The organism is Halovenus carboxidivorans, assembly GCF_009831575.1.
GTDB classification, from domain to species: Archaea; Halobacteriota; Halobacteria; order Halobacteriales; family Haloarculaceae; genus Halovenus; species Halovenus carboxidivorans.
Genome location: NZ_WUUT01000001.1, coordinates 945,521 through 965,425, shown reverse-complemented (window position 1 = coordinate 965,425; position 19,905 = coordinate 945,521). Strand labels below are relative to the sequence as shown.

The window sequence follows — 19,905 nt, the reverse complement described above, 5'->3', positions numbered from 1 at the left end:
CGACACAGATGCTGGAAACTCCTCGGAATTTCTCGAAAACGACGGTGAGAATTGGGGAGATACTGTCAGTATCTGGTGTTACAACGGCTCATCGCCTTCGATGATTCGAAGTGCGCGGTCCGCGAGGTCCGGCACCTGCTGTTCCATCCGCGGGTACATCGGATCGTCGGAGTTGCCCTCCAGGTACCGCCTGAAGAACATCTCGCCGAGCGCGGCGAGTTTGTACACCGCCAGCGCCCGGTAGAACCGCTCGTGTTCGAACTCGTAGCCGGTCTGGTCCTCCCAGCGCTCGACCAGTTCCTCCCGCGTGGGGTAGTCGGGATGGGTCATGAACGTGCTGACGAACTCCTCGCGGCTGGTCGTCTCGTCTTTCTCCTCGCGCCAGTAGGAGAGCATCCAGCCCAGATCGGCCCGTGGGTCGCCGAGCGTCGCCATCTCCCAGTCGAAGACGGCGAGCAGTTCCGCGGGTGGCTCCGGATCGAACATCACGTTGTCGAGTTTGAAATCCCCGTGGACGAGCGTGTGCGGGTGCTCGTCGGGACAGTTCTCCTGCAGCCACTCCCCGACCGTCTCAAGCGTCGGCACCTCTCGCTCCTCGGCGGTCACCTCGAAGGCCCACGAGAGCTGTTTGCCCCAGCGGTCGACCTGTCGCTGTGTGTACCCCGCCGGGCGACCGAACTCGCCGAGTCCGACGGACTCGTAGTCGAGTTCGTGAATCGACGCGAGCGTGTCGACGAGTTCGGTACCGATCCGACGGCGTGCCTGTTCGTTCGCGAAGGTCTCGGGCTCGGAGTCCCGTAACACCGCACCGCGCAGTCGATCCATGACGTAGAAGTCGCTGCCGATGATGCTGTGGTCGTCCGTGGCGGCGACTGTCGGCGGAACGGGAACGTCCGTCTCCTGCAAGGCGTCGATGACCTTGTACTCCCGGAGGACGTCGTGAGCCGTATCGGCGGTTTCGCCCGGCGGCGGCCGCCGAATAACGAGTTCCCTGTCCCCCCAGTCGACAAACAGCGTCTCGTTCGAGTGCCCCTCTTCGTGGCGATATACGTCGTACTCCTCGACGGGACCGAGTTCCTCTGTGAGGAACTCGGCCAGCGCGTCGACATCGACCAATCGGTCGAAATAATCGTCGTCTGCTGTCATCGTCTACCCCTATCGAGGCCCCCATACGAAAAACTGCGGGTGACCAGTCGACCGATCCGCCTCATTCCGCCTCGATATCCTCGACAGGATCACCGACGGCGAGGCGCTCCGTCCGGTCGGATTCTGGAATCCGCGTGATTATCATCAGCGTGTAGAAGTGATCGAACGCCGCCTCGTCTGCGAACTCCGGGAAGCTCTCGCGGCGCTGCTCGATAAACTGTCGACGGAACTGTTCGAGTGGCTCGCCGGTGTCCGGATCCCGCTGGGGGACGACACACCGGCCACACGGCGTCACGCCCTCGAACCGAACGCCGTCGGCCTCGAATACGGGGGCGTCGTCGCCGACGAATCGGTCCTCCCAGAACGGCTCGACGCCGGAGATTTCGATGTTCGCGCGCAGGCGGCGGCGCGCGCTCTCGACGGTCAGGTCGTCGAACCACGAAGCGACCGTTTCGAGGGTCGCAGTGCTGATGACAGAGGGCCCCATCGTCCGTCTGTCGACGTAGCCGAGTTCGGTGTTCCGTCGGAGCCGAAGTTCCGTTCCGAAGTACTCGCTGAACCACTCCTGTGCGCGTTCCCGATCAGCGTCGGTCGCGAGCGCGAAGGAGAGCCGTTCGCCGTCCGGGGCGGTGACTTCGAGTTCTCGGTGCTCGGGGTCGAACGTCGTCGAGAGGTCGTGGAACTTCTCGCTGTCTTTGGCGTTGACGATCTCGTCGTCCTCGAAGAGGGCGAATTCGCGGTCGTAGGCGAGCGTTCCGCCGTCGGTGATCTCCGCCTGTTCGAGTTCGATCCCGTCGAGACCCTTCACCGGATAGACACGGATCTTTTCGATTTCAGGCATCAGCGAACGTCGGTCCACAGTTGTGAAAAAATCGTCGTCTCGCCGTCACGAACCCCGTCGTCTGAACCGTCCGATACCGCGGACCGTCCACAGGTGCCACTGACCGTCGATGGAGACGAGATTGTGGGTCAACGGCCGGTTCAGCCGACCGTCCTGGTAGTACTGGGCGGCGTCCTCCCGCCCCTCGTCGATAGCTCCGACTTCGACCGAAACGAAAGCGATGACGGACCGAACCTCGTCGATCATCTCTACGGCGTCGGCTTTGATCTGGACGTTGATCTCCTTCGCAGACTGTTCGGTGACCTCCGTCGCGTGGTAAAACTCCTGGATACCGTCGAGTTCCGGCTCGAGTCGCTCCCAGGTTTCGAGCACCTCCCGCGATTCCAGAAACCCCTCGTAGTCGTCGAACTCCTGGCTCTCTTCGATCTGCGTGATGACCGGAGAGTCCTCGTGATACAGTCGCTCGATCTGTGACCAGTTGTTGGTAGCCATCGCATCCACGTACGACCGGACGATATCGTCGCCGGCACCGCCGCCCCGCAGATACAGCCAACTCGCTCCGCCGACGCCCAGTAGCGCGACCGACGCACCCGCGCCGCCGAGCAGGGCACGGCGGCTGATCGAAGTGCCCAGCCCGGCGCTCTCGGCGTCTCTGTCGGCCTGTTGATCCGCCGCGTCGCGGTCGGCGTCCTCGCGCGATCCGGGGCCGTCAGTCGGCTCGACCCCGCCAATTGGAGCGACGGTGCTGTCTACTTCGGTCGGAGGGCGGCTCTGCTGGACTGCCGGACGGTCGGTCGTCGCTTCGGAGTATTCGGGGAGGGAGTCGAGGGACTGCCCGCAGTTCGGGCATTTGACGCCGTCGTCGATACGGGAACCACAGTGGGGACACTGGTCCATCCTGTTTCCTGATACCTGATTGCGAAAAATAAACGTACTGGAACGGGCGGGAGTCAGGTCAGATCCGCGCGCTCGAACCGCCAGTAGCCGATCCCGAGCGTTACCACGGTCCAGCCGGCGAAGACGAAAAGCGGGTACCAGTCCGGGAGCTGGATCGCCGCGTCGTCGAGCTGGCCGGCGAAGATGATGTCGCTGTTCGGATCGCGGTTGGCAATCGAGACCATCAGTTCGTTGTACGCGACGCCCGGACCCAGGGCGGCGGCAACGTCGAACCACGCGGGAAACTCCTCGAAGCCGGGGACCTCGAATCCGTTTGTGACGTAGACGACGAGCAGCCAGAAGTAACTCCAGAGATACTGGACGAAGACGAAGAGGCCGACGACGAGCGCCGCCGCCCGGGAGACAGAGCCCGTCACCGCCGACACACCGACGCCGACGCTGACGTACACCAGCCCGAGCAGGATCGTCCCTGCTACGAACCCGAGATACGCGAACGGTGAGAGTTCGTAGGAGACGTAGATGATCGCACCGCCGATAGCGAACCCGGCGAGAACGGCAACGGCGACGACAGCCGTCCGACCGAGGACCTTCCCAAAGACGACGGCGCGTCGCGTGTGCGGTAAGGCGAGCAGGAACCGCATGCTGCCGAGTTCGCGCTCGCCGGCGACGGAGCGATAGCTCACGAGAATCGCGATGATCGGGACCAGCAGCGCGGACGGTCCCCACAGCGCCCACAGCAACCCGCCGCCGGAGGGGTCGCCGCCGGATAGCTCCGAGTAGGCGAACGCGGCCAACCCGACGAACAGGGCAAACAGCGCCGTGAGCACCAGCAGCATCCGCGAGCGAATCGCGTCCTGGAAATCCTTGTAGGCGACGGCCTGCCAGGTCATCGCTGCTCACCCGGCGCGGCGGCCCGTTCGTCTGTCGTGTAGTCGATGAACAGATCCTCCAGTGAGGTCGTCTCGGTCGCGAAGTCGACAACATCGACACCCGATCCCCTGAGCGTCGCGATGACATCCGCCTTCGCACCGGGGTCACAGGTGACCAGCAGCGTCTGCCCGTCGGCCTCTGCCGCCGTGACGCCATCCTGTGACCGGAGCGTGTTCAGGACGGCGTCCGACATCTGATCGGCGGTGATGCGCAGACGGGCCCCACCACCGGTTCGCTCGCGGAGACCCGCTACGCTGTCCAGCGCGACCAGTCGCCCGCGGTTGAGAATTCCGACCCGATCACAGACCGCCTCGACCTGGTGGAGGCTGTGACTCGAAAAGAACACCGTCGCGCCGCGGTCTCGCTCGGCGCGAATGATATCGCGCATCTCCCGGGCACCCGTCGGGTCCAGCCCGGTCGTCGGCTCGTCGAAGACGAGCAACTCCGGCGTTCCGACCAGCGCCGTCGCGAGCATGAGCCGCTGGGCCATCCCTTTCGAGTAGGTCCCGGCCTTCCGGTCGCCGGCGTCTTCGATCCCGACGCGTTCCAGCAGGGCGTCCGGGTCGTCGTCTGTCCCCTTCGAGCGGATCGCAAAGTCCACGTGCTGGCGCCCGGTCAGCCGGTCGTAGACGTGGTAGGCGTCGGGAAGGACACCGGTCCGCTCGCGCACGGCGAGACTCTCCGCCTGTGCGTCGCGGCCGAGCACTCGGACGGTCCCCGCAGTCGGCCGGATGAAATCCAACAGCAGGCTGATTACCGTCGACTTGCCCGCGCCGTTCGGCCCGAGGAAGCCGAAGATTTCGCCGTCCTCGATAGCCAGCGTGAGGTCGTCGACCGCCGTTACCGGACCGAACCGCTTGGTGACGCTGGAGAGTTCGATTGCCGTCACGGCCGCTCACCGGCGTTCGTTGGCGTTTCTTCCACACTCAGTATCGGTAAATTCGACCGTGGCTGGGCACTCATACTGCTGTCTCTACACCGGATTCTGACTTAAGAGTATGCCACTAACGAGCGTGCCGAGGCGACGATACCGGCTAAAATGGCGCCCGCTGGCCGTCTTCGGGGACGCTGTCGGGGTCGGCCTCGGATCTGCCGATCAGGACTCTGAACTCGCCGGGTTCCTGTTTCTGGTACTCCCAGTAGAACTCCGGCCCGGCTTCGGCCTCGAACTGGTGGTACAGCGGCTTGGGGTCGTGGTCGTTGACCAGTACGAACCCGGTGTCGGGTTCGAGTTCGCCGTAGGCCTCGAAGATTTGTTCGTGGCGCTGTGCGGGCGGGAGATCTCGGACGTCGAGTTCCCGGACAACCTCGAGATCGGCGCTTTCGTCGGTTCTATCGCCGCCTTTGGTGATCTGGACGCGGCACTTGTTCGGCTCCTTTTCGACGACCTCCCAACTGAAGGAGTCGCCGTACTGCTGGTCGAACTCGTTTTTCAGGGGACGGGGTTCGTGTGGCGCGACAATCTCCATGACCTCGCCCTCGGGAATCATGCCGTAGCGGTGGTGAATCGTCGAGTGTCGTTCGTGCTTGGGAATTTCGCGAACGTCGAATTTCGTGTGTACGTCGCTGTCGTCGCCGTCGGCCGAGTCGGTTTTCGTGATTTCGACGCGCCAGCCGTCCTCGCCGCCGCGACTCTCGTACTCCCAGTCGACGATGTCGCCGTACAGCGAGCGGAGTTCGTGATACAGCGGTTTGGGGTCGTGGTCGTTGACCAGCACGAAGCCGTCGCCGGCGTCGAGTCCGTCGAAGGTGCCCGTCAGCACCGAGTGGCGTCGCTGCGGCGGGATCGATCTGACATCGAACGCCGGTAGCGCGGTCTCGTCCATCTCCTCGGACGCCTCGACGGTGACCGCCCAGTCCTCGCCGGCCCGGTCGACCGTCCACTGCAGCCGCTGGCGGTGTTCGATCTCGTAGCGTCTGAGCGTGATCGTCGGATCGGCGTCCGCGACTACCTCTATCTCCGACGACTCGGCGAGCGCGGCGGTCAGTTGATCGTAGTAGTCCTCGACGGCCTCGTCGCTGAGGTCCAGTTGTCGGCTCATATCTCGATCCAGTCGGTCCGGCGTGGAAACGACTCTCCCGAATATATTCGACGGTCGGCGAGCACGAACGATTTTAGGAGTGGGAGCCGAACCGGGGGACATGGAGCTTGAAGAGCATGCCGAGGAACTCGCCTCCGACCTCGGCGTCGACAAGGAGGAGGTCAAAGAGGATCTCGACAACCTGCTGTCGTACAGCGTGCCAGTCGACGAAGCGAAACAGAGCCTCCGTCGCAAGTACGGCGACGGGGCGGAGAGTTCGAGCGACTCGGTGCCGACGAAGCACATCGAGGAGATCGACACCACCGACAGCAACGTGTCGGTGACGGTCCGCGTGCTCTCGGTCGGCAAACGCTCGATCCAGTACAACGGCGAGGAACACGTCATCTTCGAGGGAGAGGTTGCCGACGAGACCGGCAAGATTTCCTACACCTCCTGGGAGGATTTCGGCCTCGAAGCCGGCGACACGCTGACCGTCGGGAACGCGGGCGTCCGGGAGTGGGACGACCAGCCGGAACTCAACCTCGGAGAGTCGACGACCGTCGAGCGCGAGGAATCGACACTGGAGGTTCCCTACGATGTCGGCGGTGACGCCGCACTCGCCGACCTCGCGCCGGGAGATAGAGGGGTCAACGTCGAGGTCCGGATCCTCGACTGCGAGTCGAAAACGATCGACGGCCGCGACGGCGAGACGGAGATTCTGAGCGGCGAACTCGCGGACGAAACCGGAAAGCTCCCCTTCACCGACTGGGAGCCTCGCCCCGAGGTCGAGACCGGCGCGAGCGTCCGCATCGAGGACTCGTTCATCCGGGAGTTCCGGGGCGTCCCCTCGGTCAACGTCTCCGAGTTCTCGACGGTGACCCCGCTGGACCGGACGGTCGAGGTGTCGGAGACGGCCCCGCGGTACTCGATCCGGGAAGCCATCGATCACGGCGGCCTCTACGACGTGGAACTGGTCGGGAACGTGGTCGCGATCCGCGACGGATCCGGGCTGATCGAGCGCTGTCCCGAGTGCGGCCGCGTCACCCAGAACGGCGAGTGTCGGAGCCACGGCGCAGTCGACGGCGAGGACGATCTGCGGACGAAGGCGATCCTCGACGACGGGACCGGCACCGTCACGGTCGTTCTCGACGAGGAACTCACGGCGGAGGTCTACGGCGGCGGACTGCAGGAGGCGATGGAGCACGCCCGCGACGCGATGGACCGCGAAGTCGTCGCGGAGTCCATCGCAGACACCGTCGTCGGTCGTGAGTACCGCGTCCGGGGCTCGCTGACCGTCGACGATTTCGGCGCGAACCTCGAAGCGACGGAGTTCGTCGAGCACGCGGAGGACCCCGCGGAGCGTGCGAATCGGTTGCTCTCGGAGGTGCAGTCATGAGCGAGTCGGAGGGAAGCGGCGCCGGCCAGCGGGAGGTCGCCTACCGGATCTTCGCCGCGGAGTTCGAGGCCGCCGACTACGACTACTCCGAGAGCGACGAGGAGCGCGCGCCGAACTACGTGATCACGCCGACCGGCGCGCGAGCGAACCGGCTGTTCGTCGTCGGCGTGTTGACCGAGGTCGAACAGGTCAGCGACGACGTGCTCCGGGCGCGAGTCGTCGATCCGACCGGCGCCTTCGTCCTGTACGCCGGCCAGTACCAGCCCGACGAACAGGCCGTCCTCGAAGAACTCGACCCGCCGACGTTCGTCGCCGTCACCGGGAAGGCCCGGACCTTCCAGCCGGAGGACTCCGATCAGGTGTTCACGTCGATCCGCCCGGAGTCGATCAGCGAGGTCGACGGCGAGACGCGGGACCGCTGGACCGTCCAGACGGCCGAACAGACCGTCGACCGGGTCCGCTGGATGACCACGGCGCTACGGCTCGACGCCGCCGACCTGCGGGCGGCACTCGGTGAACGCGGCGCGGACGACGGCCTGGCTCACGGGATCGAACTCGCGCTCGACCACTACGGGACCACCCCGACGTATCTCGATGCGGTCCGTGATATGGCCCTCGACGCGGCCCGGACCGTCTCCGGTGACCTCGACGAGGTCGGAGAGTTCGGGACCGCCCCGGATGCCGACGGGCGCGTGACCGTGGCGGACCTGGCCGCGACCCTCTCGCTGCCCGACGAAGGCGGCGAGACTGGCGGCTCGGACGCCTCCGGAACGAGCCAGGATGGCGCGACAGCGACGGCAGACGAACCCGCTTCGAGCGGAGCCGACTCCGCTGGCGGGCGAACAGAGACCGAACTCACCGCACAGGAGGAGCCAGACTCGTCGACTTCGACCACGGAGCCGACAGAGGCGTCGGGTTCGGACGACGTTGGACCCTCTGATTCCACTCCGGAGTCGACGGAGCCGACCGAGGGGTCACCTGCGGACTCCGCACCGGCGGAGCCGTCGTCGGACCCCGTCGACTCGGAGCCGCTGAGCGCCGACGGTTCGGAAGCCGAGTCGGACCCCGTCGGCGGGACCGGCGACTCGGGCGAGGTCGACGACCTCGGAGAGTTCGAGCCCGGGGAGTTCGAACTCGAAGAGGAGACCCGCGAGGAGATCGAAGAGGAGTTCGGCACCGAGTTCCAGTCCGGCACCGAGGTCGACGAACCCGGAAGTGCCGGCATCGAGACGCCCGATCCCGACGTGGTCGACCGGGAGGCGGCGGAGCCCGGTTCTGCTGGCGGGGAGCCGAGCGCAGGCGAAGAGGGCGCGACGACGACCGACTCGACCGACAGCGAACTCGAAAGCGGGGCGGCCGGCGACGTGGACGCGGAGCCGGAGGCCGACCCCGGAGAATCGACTGCTACGAGCGAGCCAGAGGATGTGGAAGCAGAGTCCGACGACGGCTCCGATCCGGCTGAATCGACGAGTGAGGACGGCGGCGAGCGGTCAGTCGAGGATCCGCAGGGGGCCGTCGTCGATCTCATGGGCGAACTGGACGACGGCGACGGAGCCGACCGGGAGCGTCTGATCGCGGAGATGGGCGAACGCTACGGGCTCGACAGCGAGGCCGTCGAGGAGGCGATTCAGTCGGCGCTGATGGACGGGCAGTGTTACGAGCCCGACGACGACACGCTGAAACCGATCTGAATGTCCGTCGAACCGATCCCCGACGAGCGGGCGGCCGTGGCCCGAACCGGGAGCGAGCGCCTGCTCGTGATCGCGGATTACCACGCCGGCATCGAGAGTGTCCTGCGCGTCGAGGGCGTCGAACTCGACTCACAGGCACAGCGGCGCCGGGAGCGCGTCCTCGGATTGCTCGCCGAAACGGACGCCGACCGGCTGGTCATCCTCGGCGACCTGATCCACGCCGTCGGGGATCCGTGGGACAGCGAACGGGACGAACTGCGCGCGCTGTTCGACGCCCTCGCCGTCCCGGTGACGCTCGTCAAGGGCAACCACGACGGCGAGATCGAAGGCTTCGTCGACGAGATTGCCCATCCCATCACGGTCACCGAGCCACAGGGGACGCGAATCGGCTCGCTGGGGTTCGTCCACGGCCACACCTGGCCGAGCCGGGAGGTACTCGAAGCCGATATCGTCTGTCAGGGCCACGAACATCCGGTCGTCAGGCTGGAGGACAGCGTCGGCGGGGGCCGGATGGAACACGTCTGGCTCCGGGGACAACTCGCCCCCGAGGCCTTCGCGGATGCCGTCCCGGACGCGGCCGTCGACGGCGAACTCGTCGTCTTTCCCGTCTTCAACGACCGGTCCGGCGGGACGTGGATCAACGTCGAAGGTCAGGAGTTTCTCTCGCCGTTTCTCCCGGAGGGGATCGACGACGGGGAGGCGTACCTGTTGGACGGGACACGACTCGGGCCGTATCGGTCGGTGTGAGCCCACAACACTGATGCAGATGGCACGGAAACGTACAGGGAAGATGGCATCGTCAGAGGAGATGGGTGGGTCGGCGGCGGAACTCGAGTCACTCGTCCGGGACACCGACTTCTTTCGCTCGCTGGTCGAGAACGGCTCCGACGCGATCGTCTCGATCGACGAGAACAGTACGATCCTGTACGCGAACCAGGCGGTCGAGCGGGTGTTCGGCTACGAACCGGAGGAACTCGTCGGTGAGAAACTGACGGTTATCATGCCCGAGCGGTTCCAGGCGGACCACTTCGAGTCGGTCCAGCGGTATCTCGAGACGGGCGAGCGCCAACTGGACTGGAACAACATCCGGCTGCCGGCCCTGCACAAGGACGGCCACGAGGTGACGCTGTCGATCACCTTCGAGGAACACTCCTACGAGGGGAAACGGATCTTCTCGGGGATCATGCGGGACATCTCCGAGCGCGTCGAGCAGCAGCGCGAACTCGAACGCCAGAACGAGCGCCTAGAGCAGTTCGCGAGTCTTGTCTCACACGACCTCCGAGACCCCCTGCAGGCAGCCAAAGCGACGACGGCCGTCGCGAAAGCGGGCGACGAGGAGGCGCTGGAGGAACTCGACGAGATCCACGACCGGATGGAGCGGCTGATCGAAGACGTGCTCTCACTGGCCAAGCAGGGTCAGGCGGTCGGCGAGACGGAGCCAGTCGATCTGCGCGAGGTCAGTGAACGGGCGTGGTCGACGGCCGACACCGACGGCGCGACGCTCACGTTCGGGGAGTCACTGCCGACCGTCTCGGCGGATCCGGAGCGGTTGGAGGCGCTGTTCGGAAACCTGTTCCGGAACGCCGTCGAGCACGGTCGCTCGTCCGCGGCGGACGACCCGGCGACGCTCACCGTCGAGATAGGCCCGCTCGCGGACGGGGAAGGATTCTACGTCGCCGACGACGGCACGGGGTTCGGTGACACCGACGCCGACCAGCTGTTCGAGTACGGCTACACGACCAACGAGGACGGGACCGGATTCGGGCTGAGCATCGTCGCAGAGATCGCAGAGGCCCACGGCTGGGAGATCAGCGCGACCGAAAGCGCGTCCGGCGGGGCGCGATTCGAGGTGCGAACATGAGCGAGCGCCCGCTCGTCCTCGCGGTCGACGACGAGGAACGCGTCGTCCAGGCGTTCGATATCTGGCTGGGAGACGAGTTCGAGGTGCTGACGGCGACCGGCGGCGCCGAGGCCCTCGAACAGATCAGCGACGAGGTCGACGTGGTGTTGCTGGACCGGCACATGCCCGAGATGTCCGGCGACGAGGTGTTAGAGCGGATCCGCGCCGAGGGGTACGACTGCCGTGTGGCCATGGTCACCGCCGTCGCGCCGGAGTTCGAGATCGTCGAGATGCCATTCGACCACTACATCTCGAAGCCGGTCGACGAGTCCGAACTCCGGGAGGTCGTCGGTCGACTCGCGGAGATGGGGGCGTACGACCAGCGGCTGAACGAACTCTACCGCGTCACCCAGAAGATCGCCACGCTGGAAGCGGAGATGACCGACTCCCGGCTCGAACACCACGAGGAGTACAGCTCACTCGTCGAGAGGCGCGACCGACTCCGGGCGGAGACACACGACCTCGTCGGGGAGATGGAACGGTCGGAGCTAGACGATGTCTTCGAGATGATCGGTTCCGAGCAGTAGCGCAAGGGAAGGGTATTTTGTCGTTCGGGACGGGTAGTTGTAGCATGGGAACAGCCGACGAATCGGGCGGCCGACGGCCAGAAGCGTGGCTCCTCGATACGCTCACCGCCGTCTCCCGAGCCGTGACGGAGGCGGACGACAGGGCGTCGCTCGGCCACACGGTTCCGGACGCACTCACCGACCCACCCGAAAACAGGGCTGCCTGGATCGGGCGGACCGGACGTACCGACGGGACAGTCAGGATTCACGCGGGTTCACCGGCGGTCCCCGAGACGATTACGGGGCTGACCGACTCGACGACCGAGAGCGCCCTGGCGTCGGGAGCAGTGCAGATCCTCCCGGCCGAGGACAGTCCCGAGTACAACCGACTCCGCGGTGCCGGCGAGATAGCCGGGGCCGCGTCGGTGGTCGCGATTCCGCTGCCCGCGTTCGACGGTACTGCCGTCTTGCACCTGTACACGGACGGCGACATCTCACACGGGGAGACGGCCGAGACGTTCGAGCGAATCAGCGACCTCCTCGCGACCGGGTTCGAGTGTCGGACGGCCGAACGAGAACTCGACAGGGAGCGCGAGCGACTCGAAGATCTGCGCTCGCTGGTCTCGCACGACCTCGGCAATCCGATCAACGTCGCCGCCGGACGGCTCGATCTCGTTCGGATGGACTGTGAGAGCGAGCATATCGAACACGTCGAATCGGCGCTGGAACAGATCGAGGGGCTGGCCGACGAGGGGGTGCTCTTCGTCAAAGCCGGTCGGGAACTCGACGAGCGCTCGGAACTCGATCTGGAGGTGCTCGCCCGGGAGTGCTGGGACCTGCTCGACGATCCGGCGGCCTCGCTGGAGGTCGAACCGATGACGGTGTACGCCGAACCGGAACGACTCCGGATGTTGCTCAACCAGCTGCTCGAGAACGCCGTCGTGCACACGGAGGGAGAGAGGACGGTCACAGTCGGCCCGTTACCCGACGGAGAGGGATTCTACGTCGAGGACGACGGGGCGGGTATCCCCGAAGACGAACGGGAGTACGTCTTCGGCCGCGGCTACACAACTGTCTCCGAGCGCGAAGGCAACGGCCTCGCCCTCGTCGAGGAAGCCGCGGGAGCGCTCGACTGGGAGGTGAGCCTCGGTGAGTCTGCCGGCACGCGGGTCGAAATCAGAACCGAGACGTGGTGACTGGGGGGCAAAGATGATGGGACACACGCCGACCCGAGAGGTGACCGATGGCTGAGGTCGCCGTCGTGGACGACTCGCAGTTCATGCGGGTGCAGATCCGCGAGATTCTGGAGGAAGGAGGCCACACAGTCGTCGCGGAGGCCGAAAACGGGAAAACAGGCGTCGCGGCCGTCCGCGAACACCGGCCCGACGTGGTGACGATGGACGTGAAGATGCCGGGGATGGACGGCATCGAAGCGGTGAGTGAGTTGATGTCGACCGACCCGACGCCGGTGTTGATGCTGAGTCGATACACCGAAGAGGGGGCGGACACGACGCTGGACGCGCTGGACGCGGGAGCCGTCGATTTCATGCGAAAGCCGGACGGCGAGGTGACCGCCAGCCTCGTCGAGTACGCGGACGACCTCGTCGAGTTGGTGAGCGTCGTCGCCCGGGCGGACGTCGGGCCGACACAGGCCGAGTCGGGTGGCGCGTCGGTGCCGGCCGAGGCCGCCGCACCGGTGACGACACCCGAACGGCTCTCCGCGCCGGATCTCGCCGCGGCCGAGTGGAAGACGCCGCCGACGCTGTTCGTCGCGGCGTCGACCGGCGGCCCCTCGGAGATCCAGACGGTCCTCGGAGCCTTACCCGGGACCGTCGGACTGCGGACGATCATCGTCCAGCACATGCCCGAGCAGTTCACCGACCGCTTCGCCGCTCGGTTGGACAAGATCGCCGCCCTAGACGTCCGGGAAGCCACCGACGGGGACCGGGTCGGGCCGAACGAGGCGGTCGTCGCCCGGGGAGGCCACCACCTCGAACTCGACCGGGATCTGGGCGATCGCCTGCTCGTCTCGCTGACGGACGACCCGCCAGTCCACAGCGTCCGCCCGGCCGCGGACGTGACCCTCGAATCGGGTGCGAACGCCGTCGACGGACGGCTCGTCGGCGTCGTGCTCTCCGGGATGGGGCGGGACGGTGCCGCCGGTGCGGAACGGATTGCCGACGCTGGCGGGACCGTCCTGGCACAGAAACCGGAGACCGCGAGTATCGGATCGATGCCGGAACACGCCATTGAGACGGGGGCCGTCGACGGGGTCCATCCGCCGGAGAAACTCCCCGAGGCGATCCTCGACGCGCTCGACTCCGCTCGCCTATAGGCCGAAAATCGGGATGAACTCGAAGGTCACGTACGCTCCGACAGTCGAGATCAGCGGGACGACATTCTGCATGATGACGACCCGCGCGGTCGTCGACGGGTTGAACAGTTCGCTCGCGCCGGGGATGTCCTCCGGTTCCTCCTCGCCGATCTCCGGCAGTTGTTCGCCCTCCTCGTCGCCGGCGAGCGACCCGACCGAGACCGTGGTCGACTCCTCGCCGCGGACGCCCTCGACGGCGGTCGTCGTCCGGGTCGCTCGCCCCCATCCCAGTCCGACGATACTCATGGTCGCGATGATGACGAAACTCGCCGGGATGCCGATTGCGGAGAGACCGACGGTCAGCACCGAGGAGACCGACGCGACGATGATCGCCGCCGTCAGCGGAAGCGCCGTGATGTCACTCCCCATGGTGTCCAGCGTTCGGCGAGCGATGGTGAACGACCCGAGCGCGACCGCGACCGATCCGATCACGACCGCGACGCCGACCTCCAGATCACCGCTACCCACCAGCGGCGCGACCGCGTTCGCGACGTTGGAGGTGCCCGAGGCGAAAGCCATCAGACAACCGATAGCGACGACGACCACCACGCCGGTGAGTTCACGGCGGGTCGTTCCCGGTCCTCGAACCACCCGGGGAACCGCCCCCGACCGGTCGAGTTCGACGATTGGCCCCTCGCTGGCGTCGATAGCGACCATCCGGTTGAGTTTGGGGTAGAGATACCGGCCGATCACCCCCGAGACCCAGAAGCCGATGATCGGGGCGACGATCCACCAGACGACGATTTCGCCGAGAACGGCCCACTCCAAGGCCCCCGCCGCCTGCGCCAGCGCGGCAATCGCGCCGACGGTCGTCATCGACGTCGAGGCGGGGACGCCGAAGATGTTTCCGATAAACAGTGCCAGTCCGATAAAGAACAACACCGCGACGCCGGTCCGGAGCGTAAAGACGCCCCCGCCGTCGATGATGCCGTCCGAGAGCGTGTCGATCACTTCGGGTCCGATCGTCACGGCACCGATGGCGAACGAAAGAGAAAACAGCGCCGCGGCGGCGACCTTCGAGATCACTTCAGCGCCGACAGCAGGCCCAAAGGCCGGACCGGTCGTCGAACCCCCGATATTGTATCCGACGAACATTGCGACGAGAATACCGATTACGAAGAGGAGTTCGGTCACTGTGTAGACACCACTACTCGCGGGAGGATAACTGTGCTGTTTCGGCGGGAGCACAACGCCTTTGAGGCCGTCTCACTTCACGGGAGGTATGACCGAATACACCACCGTCTCGATCCCGAAAGATCTCGCCGATCGCGTCGAGGAGACTATCGAGGGGACGAGTTTTCAGAGCACGAGCGATCTGGTCCGGTTTCTACTCAGGAGTATCGTCATCCAGCACCAGCAACACGACGAACTGACAGAGGCGGACTTCGAGGAGATCACCGATCAGCTACAGGATCTCGGCTACCTCGAGTGATCGCCGTTCATCGCTGCTGTTTCTTCCGGCGGTTCGACATCGAGGATTTCGTACTCGATGCGGTTGCCTTTCCGGTCGAACGCCCGAAATGAGTCGACGTCCCACGGCGGAACCGCGACGAAGACGATTTCTCTGAGGTCGTCCCGTTTAGAGACGCGGAGATCACCGCGCGGGTGTGAGACGAACACGCCGGGGGTTTGGCCCGCGGGCGTCCCGAGGTCGACGCCGAAGACGGCGTTGATCGAGCCCTCGTTCGGCATATAAAAGTGTGTGAACACCGGCGTCTCGTCGTCCAAGTCGAGGTCGGGGAGATCCGCGGCGTCGGTCACCGCGAGCGGAATCGTCGTCGAATCGGGGTCACGCTCGCTGGCGAACCGCAACAGCGTCTGGACCAGCCCGTCGGTGAGATAGATCACAGTCGATGTACGTGGCCGAGCCACTTAGCGTCGGGTGTTACAGGTGAAGACAGAAGCCGCCGGGTCGGCGCTCAGTGGTCGGCTTCGTGGGGGTTCAGCTCGCCGCCGTAGTTCTCGACGTGCTCGCTGTACTCGATGAACCGGGGCGCGTCCGGATCGAACGGTCGTTCGAGCGCCTCGAAGGCCTTCTTCTTGTCCCAGCCCTGCAGTTTCCCGATTGCGGACTTGTCTTCGAGGTCGTGGTAGTCGAGGTGTTCTTTCGTCAGGTTCCAGGCGTCGAGGCCCTGTTCGGAGCGGATGATGATCGAGGAGTACTCGTCGCTGGAGCCGACGGAGCCGACGGTGAGGTCGGCACAGAAGCCGGTGAAATCGGCACACTCGTCACAGCCTTTGAGTGCGGCGTCGTGGAAGTTCTCGATGTCCTCTTCGAGAATCCGGTTGCCTTCCAGGTCGTCGATCATCAGTTTGCCGTGGAGCACGTCCATCTTGCCCACGTCGTCGATGTCGATGTCGCGCTCTTCCTGGATCTTCTCGCCGATGAGCTGCTGGTAGTTGAAATTCTTCGTGCACATCAGCGCAATCTTGTAGTCGATGGCGCGGACGCCCTCCTCCTGGGAGCCGTACTCCCACTGGAAGTCCTGTAGCGCGCTGATGCCCTCGATCTCACAGGGCGTGCCGACTAGCGCCAGCGAGAGGTCCTCCCAGTCTTTCTCGAACTTGTCTTCCCACTTCGAGAAGTCCAGGTGACCGAGCGCCATCGTCTGGTTGTAGATGGTGCCCGTGTTCTCCTTGAGTTCCGCCGGAGAGGTGGCCATGAACCCTTCGGCTTTCCAGGGTTCCTCGTCGCTTTCGCTGGCGATGAGCGCACCGTCGATTTCGCCCTCCTCCATGAGCCGGATGAGGACGCCCGTGACGACACCGCCGTCCTGGGAGTTGTGTCGCCAGTCCTCCTCGACGCGGGCGGAGAACTCCGTGATCGGGTCGCCTGCGCCCTTGACGTTGTCTTCGCCGCCGGTGATCTTCCACTGGCGCTCGTAGCGCAGACCGCCCCGGGGACAGAAGTCCCAACAGAGCGAACAGCCGGTACACATCTTCACGAGTTCCGGCAGGCCGTCGTCACCGATGCCGATGGAGTCCGACGGACAGGCGGCGACACAGGTGCCGCACTGGATACAGCGGCCGGCGTCGATGACGCCCTCGTCCAGTTCCATGAACCAGGTCTTGTCGTCCGGCTCCTCGATGTCGTTCATCTCGGCGCGGATGCCGTAGCCCGGCGTTTCAAGCTTCGCGTCGCCGGGGAGGTTGACCCGTTCGTCCGGTCGCTCCGGATCGCCGCGGCCCTCGCCGGGGAGGGGCTGGCTCTTGCCGCTCGCGGGCTCGGTGAACTCGATGTCGCCGAGTTCGCCGTTTTCGTCGACGTTCGTCGGCGTGCCGCCGGCGGCGTCCGCGCCGGCACCGTCGGCAATCGCGCGGCCGCCGTCGGTCGCCGGCCGTTCGGCCTCCGTACCGCTCGAACAGCCACAACTCGGCCCGCAGCCGTCGTCTGCGTCCGGGCCGTCCGCGGAGATCGTCTCCGTCTGTCCGCGCGTCCGGTCGTCGTCGCCGGACATCGGCGGGACGCTCGTCCCCTCGGAGTCGGTGGCGGGAACGCCGGGCAGGGTCCGCTCGGAGTCGGCTTCAGTCTCGGCAACGGTCGGATCCCGGCCGTCGACGGCGGGGGCGTCCTCGACCAGTTCCGGATCGTCCTCAGTCGCCATGTGCGACACCCCCGGCGACGTTGGCGTCTGCTCCCTGCATGATGGTGCGGAGCCGGTCGTTGTCGGTCCGACGGCACCACTCGTAGAACCGCTCGCCCTCGTGGCGCTCGTCGGTGTAGGCGTCGAACAGCTGTTCGAGTGCCGGGATCACCGAGTCCGCCGGGACGGCGTGTTCGACCCAGTCGATGAACTCGTTGTCGGTGCCGAGCGCGCCGCCGAGCCCGAAGTCCATCCCTTCGACGATGTTGTCGCCCTCCTCGTTGGTGGTGCCTTCGGGGTCGTCGAGTTGGACCGTCTCGCCGCGGAACCCGATGTCGGCAACCTGCGGCTGTGCACAGGACGCCGAGCAACCGGACATGTGCATCCGGACGACGTCGAGGTCGTCGGGCGTGTCGATACGCTTGTCCAGGGCTTTCGCCCACCGACGGACGCGGTTTTTCGTCTCGATGATGCCGTAGTTACAGAACTCCGAACCCGTACAGCCGACCGCGCCCCGGGAGAACGGACCCGGGTCGGGCCTGTACTTGCGGGCAAAGGGCTCGTTCATCAGCTCTCCGATGTTCTCCTCTTTGATGTGTGTCAGCACGAAGTTCTGGTCGGTCGCGAGTCGGACCGAGGCCTCGTCGGTGCCGTACTTCTCGGCCGCGCGGGCGGCTTCCGCGAACTCGTCGCCACCCATCCGGCCGGCGATGACGTTGAAGCCGACGTACTTCAGGCCGTCCTGTTTCTGGTCGTGGACGCCGACGTGGTCGCCGGTGTATCCCTCAGTGAGGTCGATGCCGCGCTCGTGGAAGTCCACCTCGCTGCGGTCGCGGATAGCCTGCTCGAAGTTCTCCGGGCCCATCTGCTGGACGAGATACCGCATTCGGCAGACGCCGCGGTTGTTCCGGTCGCCCAGTTCCTTGAACGTCTGTGCGGTGGCGCGGGCGAACTCGACGGCGTCCTCCGGCAGCACGAACACGTCCAGCGGCGAGGCCATACGGGGACCGTCCGAGAGGCCGCCGCCGACCTTGACGTGGAAACCGTACTTCCACTCGCCGTCGATCTCCTTCTTGGCGGGGGTCATGCCCACGTCGTTGATCTGCGACTGGGCGCAATCGTGTTTGCAGCCCGTGATCGTCATCTTGAACTTCCGGGGGAGGTTGGCGAACTCCCGGTTGCCGGTGAAGAAGTCGGAGACGGCGTCGATGACCGGCTGTGCGTTGAAAACCTCGTGATCGGAGACGCCGGCGACCGGACAACCGAGCACGTTCCGGGCGGAGTCACCGCAGCCCTGGATCGTCGTCAGCCCGACCTCGTCGTACTTGGCCCAGATCTCCGGCACGTCCTCGATTTCGATCCAGTGTTTCTGGATGTCCTGGCGGGTCGTGATGTCGAGGAAGGCGTCGCCCCAGATGTCGTTCTGTTCCTCACCGCCGAACTCCTCGGGGGCGGTGGCGTACTCCGTCGCCATCTCGCCGATGACCTCGGCCTGCTCGGGAGTCAGGTAGCCGCCGGGGACTTTCGTCCGCATCATGTAGTAGTCGTCGTGAACGCCGTGGGTGTACATGCCAGCCCACTTCAGGCGCTCGAACTCGCCGTCGCCCTCGGACTCGGCGATTTCCTCGAAGGACATTCCTTCCTCGGCGTACCGCTTGACGTCCTCGATCACGTCGAGCGGGTGTTTCTGCTCTTTCCACTCTTCGACTGTATTCATGACTGAACACCTCGTCGGCAGTTGTGCGCATTCATAAGTTAACTCGTCGACAGTTTTTGCAACTGCCGCTTTGTATACCCCCAATACTTCGGGATACTTTATCCGCTCACTCACGGAGAATACCGCCACGCTTCAGTTATGGCGGATTATGTTGCCGGTACATCCCGTCCGAACTCTATCAAACCGACAGGATAGCCCCTGATTCTGCCAATTCTGGTCGATTTTCCGGGATACGCACGGATCCGAGAGAGGCCTTACCAGAAATTGTTGCCGGGATCAACTATACGCGCGCACGTACGCTGACCTACCAGACTATTCGACCCCGAGGGAGTCAACTCCCGCCGAGTACCGCTGGAGGGGGTGCTACCCGAGCCTGACAATTGTCGAAGAACCGCGGATGTTCTGTGAAACAGTCCGGAGGGATTTATGTCGGCTGTGACCGATTCACAGGCGACGGACTATCCCGTCGCAGTCCCGCGATTTTCGACGTACTCAGCGAAAATCGACAGCAGTAAACGTTCCGGTACAATTTTAAGAGAGAATGCGGTAGATATCTAATATGCCACATACTTGCCGTAACTGCAAGCGGACATTCAGCTCCGAACTCGAACTCGACCTCCACCGGGACAACTGCGAGGACGGGGATCTGTTCTGTGACCGGTGTGGGAGCCGGTTCGCGGAGCGAACTGCGACGGAGGACGGCTGGCACTATCGCTGCCCCGAACCGGAGTGTGACGGAGAGGGAATCGGCGACGACATCCATCAGGTAACGGACGTACGACTACAGACGCCGTAATTCTGGAGCGACTCTGCGGAATCGACGACGACAGAACGGCACGCGTAAGTCGTGTGCATATCCCGTAGTCAGGGGGGACCACCGGGCACGAGTATTTTTCGGCGTG

The 19,905-nt window shown here is 65.1% G+C and carries 19 protein-coding genes; 9 read left to right on the top strand and 10 right to left on the bottom strand.

The annotated features are described in order from the left end of the window. Window positions 1–78 precede the first annotated feature (78 nt). The 6 genes from GRX03_RS04850 to GRX03_RS04825 all read right to left on the bottom strand — a co-directional run bounded on the left by GRX03_RS04850 (window position 79) and on the right by GRX03_RS04825 (window position 5,856). Entirely contained in the window at window positions 79–1,146 is a 1,068-nt protein-coding gene (locus GRX03_RS04850; protein WP_159763020.1) for a phosphotransferase family protein, read from the bottom strand. Between the two features lie 61 nt (window positions 1,147–1,207). Then, window positions 1,208–1,987 carry an MOSC domain-containing protein gene (locus tag GRX03_RS04845; protein WP_159763019.1) on the bottom strand — a complete coding sequence of 260 codons (780 nt, stop codon included), beginning with the start codon at window positions 1,985–1,987 and terminating at the stop codon, window positions 1,208–1,210. A gap of 45 nt (window positions 1,988–2,032) precedes the next feature. Then, complete coding sequence (locus GRX03_RS04840) at window positions 2,033–2,884, bottom strand: hypothetical protein (RefSeq protein ID WP_159763018.1); 852 nt, start codon at window positions 2,882–2,884, stop codon at window positions 2,033–2,035. A gap of 53 nt (window positions 2,885–2,937) precedes the next feature. After that, window positions 2,938–3,774 carry an ABC transporter permease subunit gene (locus GRX03_RS04835; protein WP_159763017.1) on the bottom strand — a complete coding sequence of 279 codons (837 nt, stop codon included), beginning with the start codon at window positions 3,772–3,774 and terminating at the stop codon, window positions 2,938–2,940. Further along, window positions 3,771–4,703 carry an ABC transporter ATP-binding protein gene (locus GRX03_RS04830; RefSeq protein WP_368277993.1) on the bottom strand — a complete coding sequence of 311 codons (933 nt, stop codon included), beginning with the start codon at window positions 4,701–4,703 and terminating at the stop codon, window positions 3,771–3,773. Before GRX03_RS04830 ends, GRX03_RS04835 begins: the two co-directional genes overlap by 4 nt. Before the next feature lie 145 nt (window positions 4,704–4,848). Beyond that, entirely contained in the window at window positions 4,849–5,856 is a 1,008-nt protein-coding gene (locus GRX03_RS04825) for a DUF2249 domain-containing protein (RefSeq protein WP_159763016.1), read from the bottom strand. Between the two features lie 100 nt (window positions 5,857–5,956). Between GRX03_RS04825 and GRX03_RS04820 the strand changes: the two genes are divergently transcribed. From GRX03_RS04820 to cheB, 7 genes are read left to right on the top strand one after another with little or no spacing between them, the layout of a single operon-like run. After that, the gene (locus GRX03_RS04820) at window positions 5,957–7,231 is read left to right on the top strand and encodes a Single-stranded DNA binding protein (RefSeq protein ID WP_159763015.1); all 1,275 of its coding nucleotides are present in this window, start codon (window positions 5,957–5,959) and stop codon (window positions 7,229–7,231) included. Next, a complete protein-coding gene (locus GRX03_RS04815; protein ID WP_159763014.1) occupies window positions 7,228–8,922 on the top strand; it encodes a hypothetical protein in 1,695 nt (564 codons plus the stop codon). Before GRX03_RS04820 ends, GRX03_RS04815 begins: the two co-directional genes overlap by 4 nt. Beyond that, window positions 8,923–9,669 carry a metallophosphoesterase gene (locus tag GRX03_RS04810; protein WP_159763013.1) on the top strand — a complete coding sequence of 249 codons (747 nt, stop codon included), beginning with the start codon at window positions 8,923–8,925 and terminating at the stop codon, window positions 9,667–9,669. A 43-nt stretch (window positions 9,670–9,712) separates the two neighbouring features. After that, window positions 9,713–10,783 carry a PAS domain S-box protein gene (locus GRX03_RS04805; RefSeq protein ID WP_159763012.1) on the top strand — a complete coding sequence of 357 codons (1,071 nt, stop codon included), beginning with the start codon at window positions 9,713–9,715 and terminating at the stop codon, window positions 10,781–10,783. Further along, the gene (locus tag GRX03_RS04800) at window positions 10,780–11,349 is read left to right on the top strand and encodes a response regulator (protein WP_159763011.1); all 570 of its coding nucleotides are present in this window, start codon (window positions 10,780–10,782) and stop codon (window positions 11,347–11,349) included. Before GRX03_RS04805 ends, GRX03_RS04800 begins: the two co-directional genes overlap by 4 nt. Window positions 11,350–11,393: 44 nt before the next feature. Next, window positions 11,394–12,524, top strand: a complete 1,131-nt coding sequence (locus GRX03_RS04795) for a sensor histidine kinase (RefSeq protein ID WP_159763010.1) — start codon at window positions 11,394–11,396, stop codon at window positions 12,522–12,524. Between the two features lie 47 nt (window positions 12,525–12,571). Then, window positions 12,572–13,663 carry a chemotaxis-specific protein-glutamate methyltransferase CheB gene (gene cheB / locus GRX03_RS04790; RefSeq protein WP_159763009.1) on the top strand — a complete coding sequence of 364 codons (1,092 nt, stop codon included), beginning with the start codon at window positions 12,572–12,574 and terminating at the stop codon, window positions 13,661–13,663. On the opposite strand, the gene GRX03_RS04785 is transcribed toward cheB, so the two are convergent. Further along, entirely contained in the window at window positions 13,658–14,836 is a 1,179-nt protein-coding gene (locus GRX03_RS04785; RefSeq protein ID WP_368277988.1) for an anion permease, read from the bottom strand. The two genes, cheB and GRX03_RS04785, sit on opposite strands and share 6 nt — an antisense overlap. 88 nt (window positions 14,837–14,924) lie before the next feature. Between GRX03_RS04785 and GRX03_RS04780 the strand changes: the two genes are divergently transcribed. After that, a complete protein-coding gene (locus GRX03_RS04780) occupies window positions 14,925–15,134 on the top strand; it encodes a ribbon-helix-helix domain-containing protein (RefSeq protein ID WP_159763008.1) in 210 nt (69 codons plus the stop codon). Here the strand turns inward: GRX03_RS04780 and GRX03_RS04775 are convergent. The 3 genes from GRX03_RS04775 to GRX03_RS04765 form a co-directional block, all read right to left on the bottom strand. Further along, window positions 15,122–15,550, bottom strand: coding sequence for a hypothetical protein (locus GRX03_RS04775; protein WP_368277986.1), 429 nt, complete (start codon window positions 15,548–15,550; stop codon window positions 15,122–15,124). The two genes, GRX03_RS04780 and GRX03_RS04775, sit on opposite strands and share 13 nt — an antisense overlap. Before the next feature lie 71 nt (window positions 15,551–15,621). Then, entirely contained in the window at window positions 15,622–17,307 is a 1,686-nt protein-coding gene (locus GRX03_RS04770; protein ID WP_159763007.1) for a Coenzyme F420 hydrogenase/dehydrogenase, beta subunit C-terminal domain, read from the bottom strand. Continuing rightward, the gene (locus GRX03_RS04765; RefSeq protein WP_159763006.1) at window positions 17,297–19,003 is read right to left on the bottom strand and encodes a nitrite/sulfite reductase; all 1,707 of its coding nucleotides are present in this window, start codon (window positions 19,001–19,003) and stop codon (window positions 17,297–17,299) included. Before GRX03_RS04765 ends, GRX03_RS04770 begins: the two co-directional genes overlap by 11 nt. Before the next feature lie 559 nt (window positions 19,004–19,562). Between GRX03_RS04765 and GRX03_RS04760 the strand changes: the two genes are divergently transcribed. Then, on the top strand, window positions 19,563–19,799 hold the full coding sequence (locus GRX03_RS04760; protein WP_159763005.1) for an HVO_2901 family zinc finger protein: 237 nt from the start codon (window positions 19,563–19,565) through the stop codon (window positions 19,797–19,799). Window positions 19,800–19,905: the final 106 nt, after the last annotated feature.

Bases quoted from the DNA above. Each gene is read 5' to 3' on its own strand.
- GRX03_RS04850 (WP_159763020.1), bottom strand. From the start codon at position 1,146: ATGACAGCAGACGACGATTATTTCGACCGATTGGTCGATGTCGACGCG.
- GRX03_RS04845 (WP_159763019.1), bottom strand. From the start codon at position 1,987: ATGCCTGAAATCGAAAAGATCCGTGTCTATCCGGTGAAGGGTCTCGAC.
- GRX03_RS04840 (WP_159763018.1), bottom strand. From the start codon at position 2,884: ATGGACCAGTGTCCCCACTGTGGTTCCCGTATCGACGACGGCGTCAAA.
- GRX03_RS04835 (WP_159763017.1), bottom strand. From the start codon at position 3,774: ATGACCTGGCAGGCCGTCGCCTACAAGGATTTCCAGGACGCGATTCGC.
- GRX03_RS04825 (WP_159763016.1), bottom strand. From the start codon at position 5,856: ATGAGCCGACAACTGGACCTCAGCGACGAGGCCGTCGAGGACTACTAC.
- GRX03_RS04820 (WP_159763015.1), top strand. From the start codon at position 5,957: ATGGAGCTTGAAGAGCATGCCGAGGAACTCGCCTCCGACCTCGGCGTC.
- GRX03_RS04815 (WP_159763014.1), top strand. From the start codon at position 7,228: ATGAGCGAGTCGGAGGGAAGCGGCGCCGGCCAGCGGGAGGTCGCCTAC.
- GRX03_RS04810 (WP_159763013.1), top strand. From the start codon at position 8,923: ATGTCCGTCGAACCGATCCCCGACGAGCGGGCGGCCGTGGCCCGAACC.
- GRX03_RS04805 (WP_159763012.1), top strand. From the start codon at position 9,713: ATGGCATCGTCAGAGGAGATGGGTGGGTCGGCGGCGGAACTCGAGTCA.
- GRX03_RS04800 (WP_159763011.1), top strand. From the start codon at position 10,780: ATGAGCGAGCGCCCGCTCGTCCTCGCGGTCGACGACGAGGAACGCGTC.
- GRX03_RS04795 (WP_159763010.1), top strand. From the start codon at position 11,394: ATGGGAACAGCCGACGAATCGGGCGGCCGACGGCCAGAAGCGTGGCTC.
- cheB (WP_159763009.1), top strand. From the start codon at position 12,572: ATGGCTGAGGTCGCCGTCGTGGACGACTCGCAGTTCATGCGGGTGCAG.
- GRX03_RS04780 (WP_159763008.1), top strand. From the start codon at position 14,925: ATGACCGAATACACCACCGTCTCGATCCCGAAAGATCTCGCCGATCGC.
- GRX03_RS04770 (WP_159763007.1), bottom strand. From the start codon at position 17,307: ATGGCGACTGAGGACGATCCGGAACTGGTCGAGGACGCCCCCGCCGTC.
- GRX03_RS04765 (WP_159763006.1), bottom strand. From the start codon at position 19,003: ATGAATACAGTCGAAGAGTGGAAAGAGCAGAAACACCCGCTCGACGTG.
- GRX03_RS04760 (WP_159763005.1), top strand. From the start codon at position 19,563: ATGCCACATACTTGCCGTAACTGCAAGCGGACATTCAGCTCCGAACTC.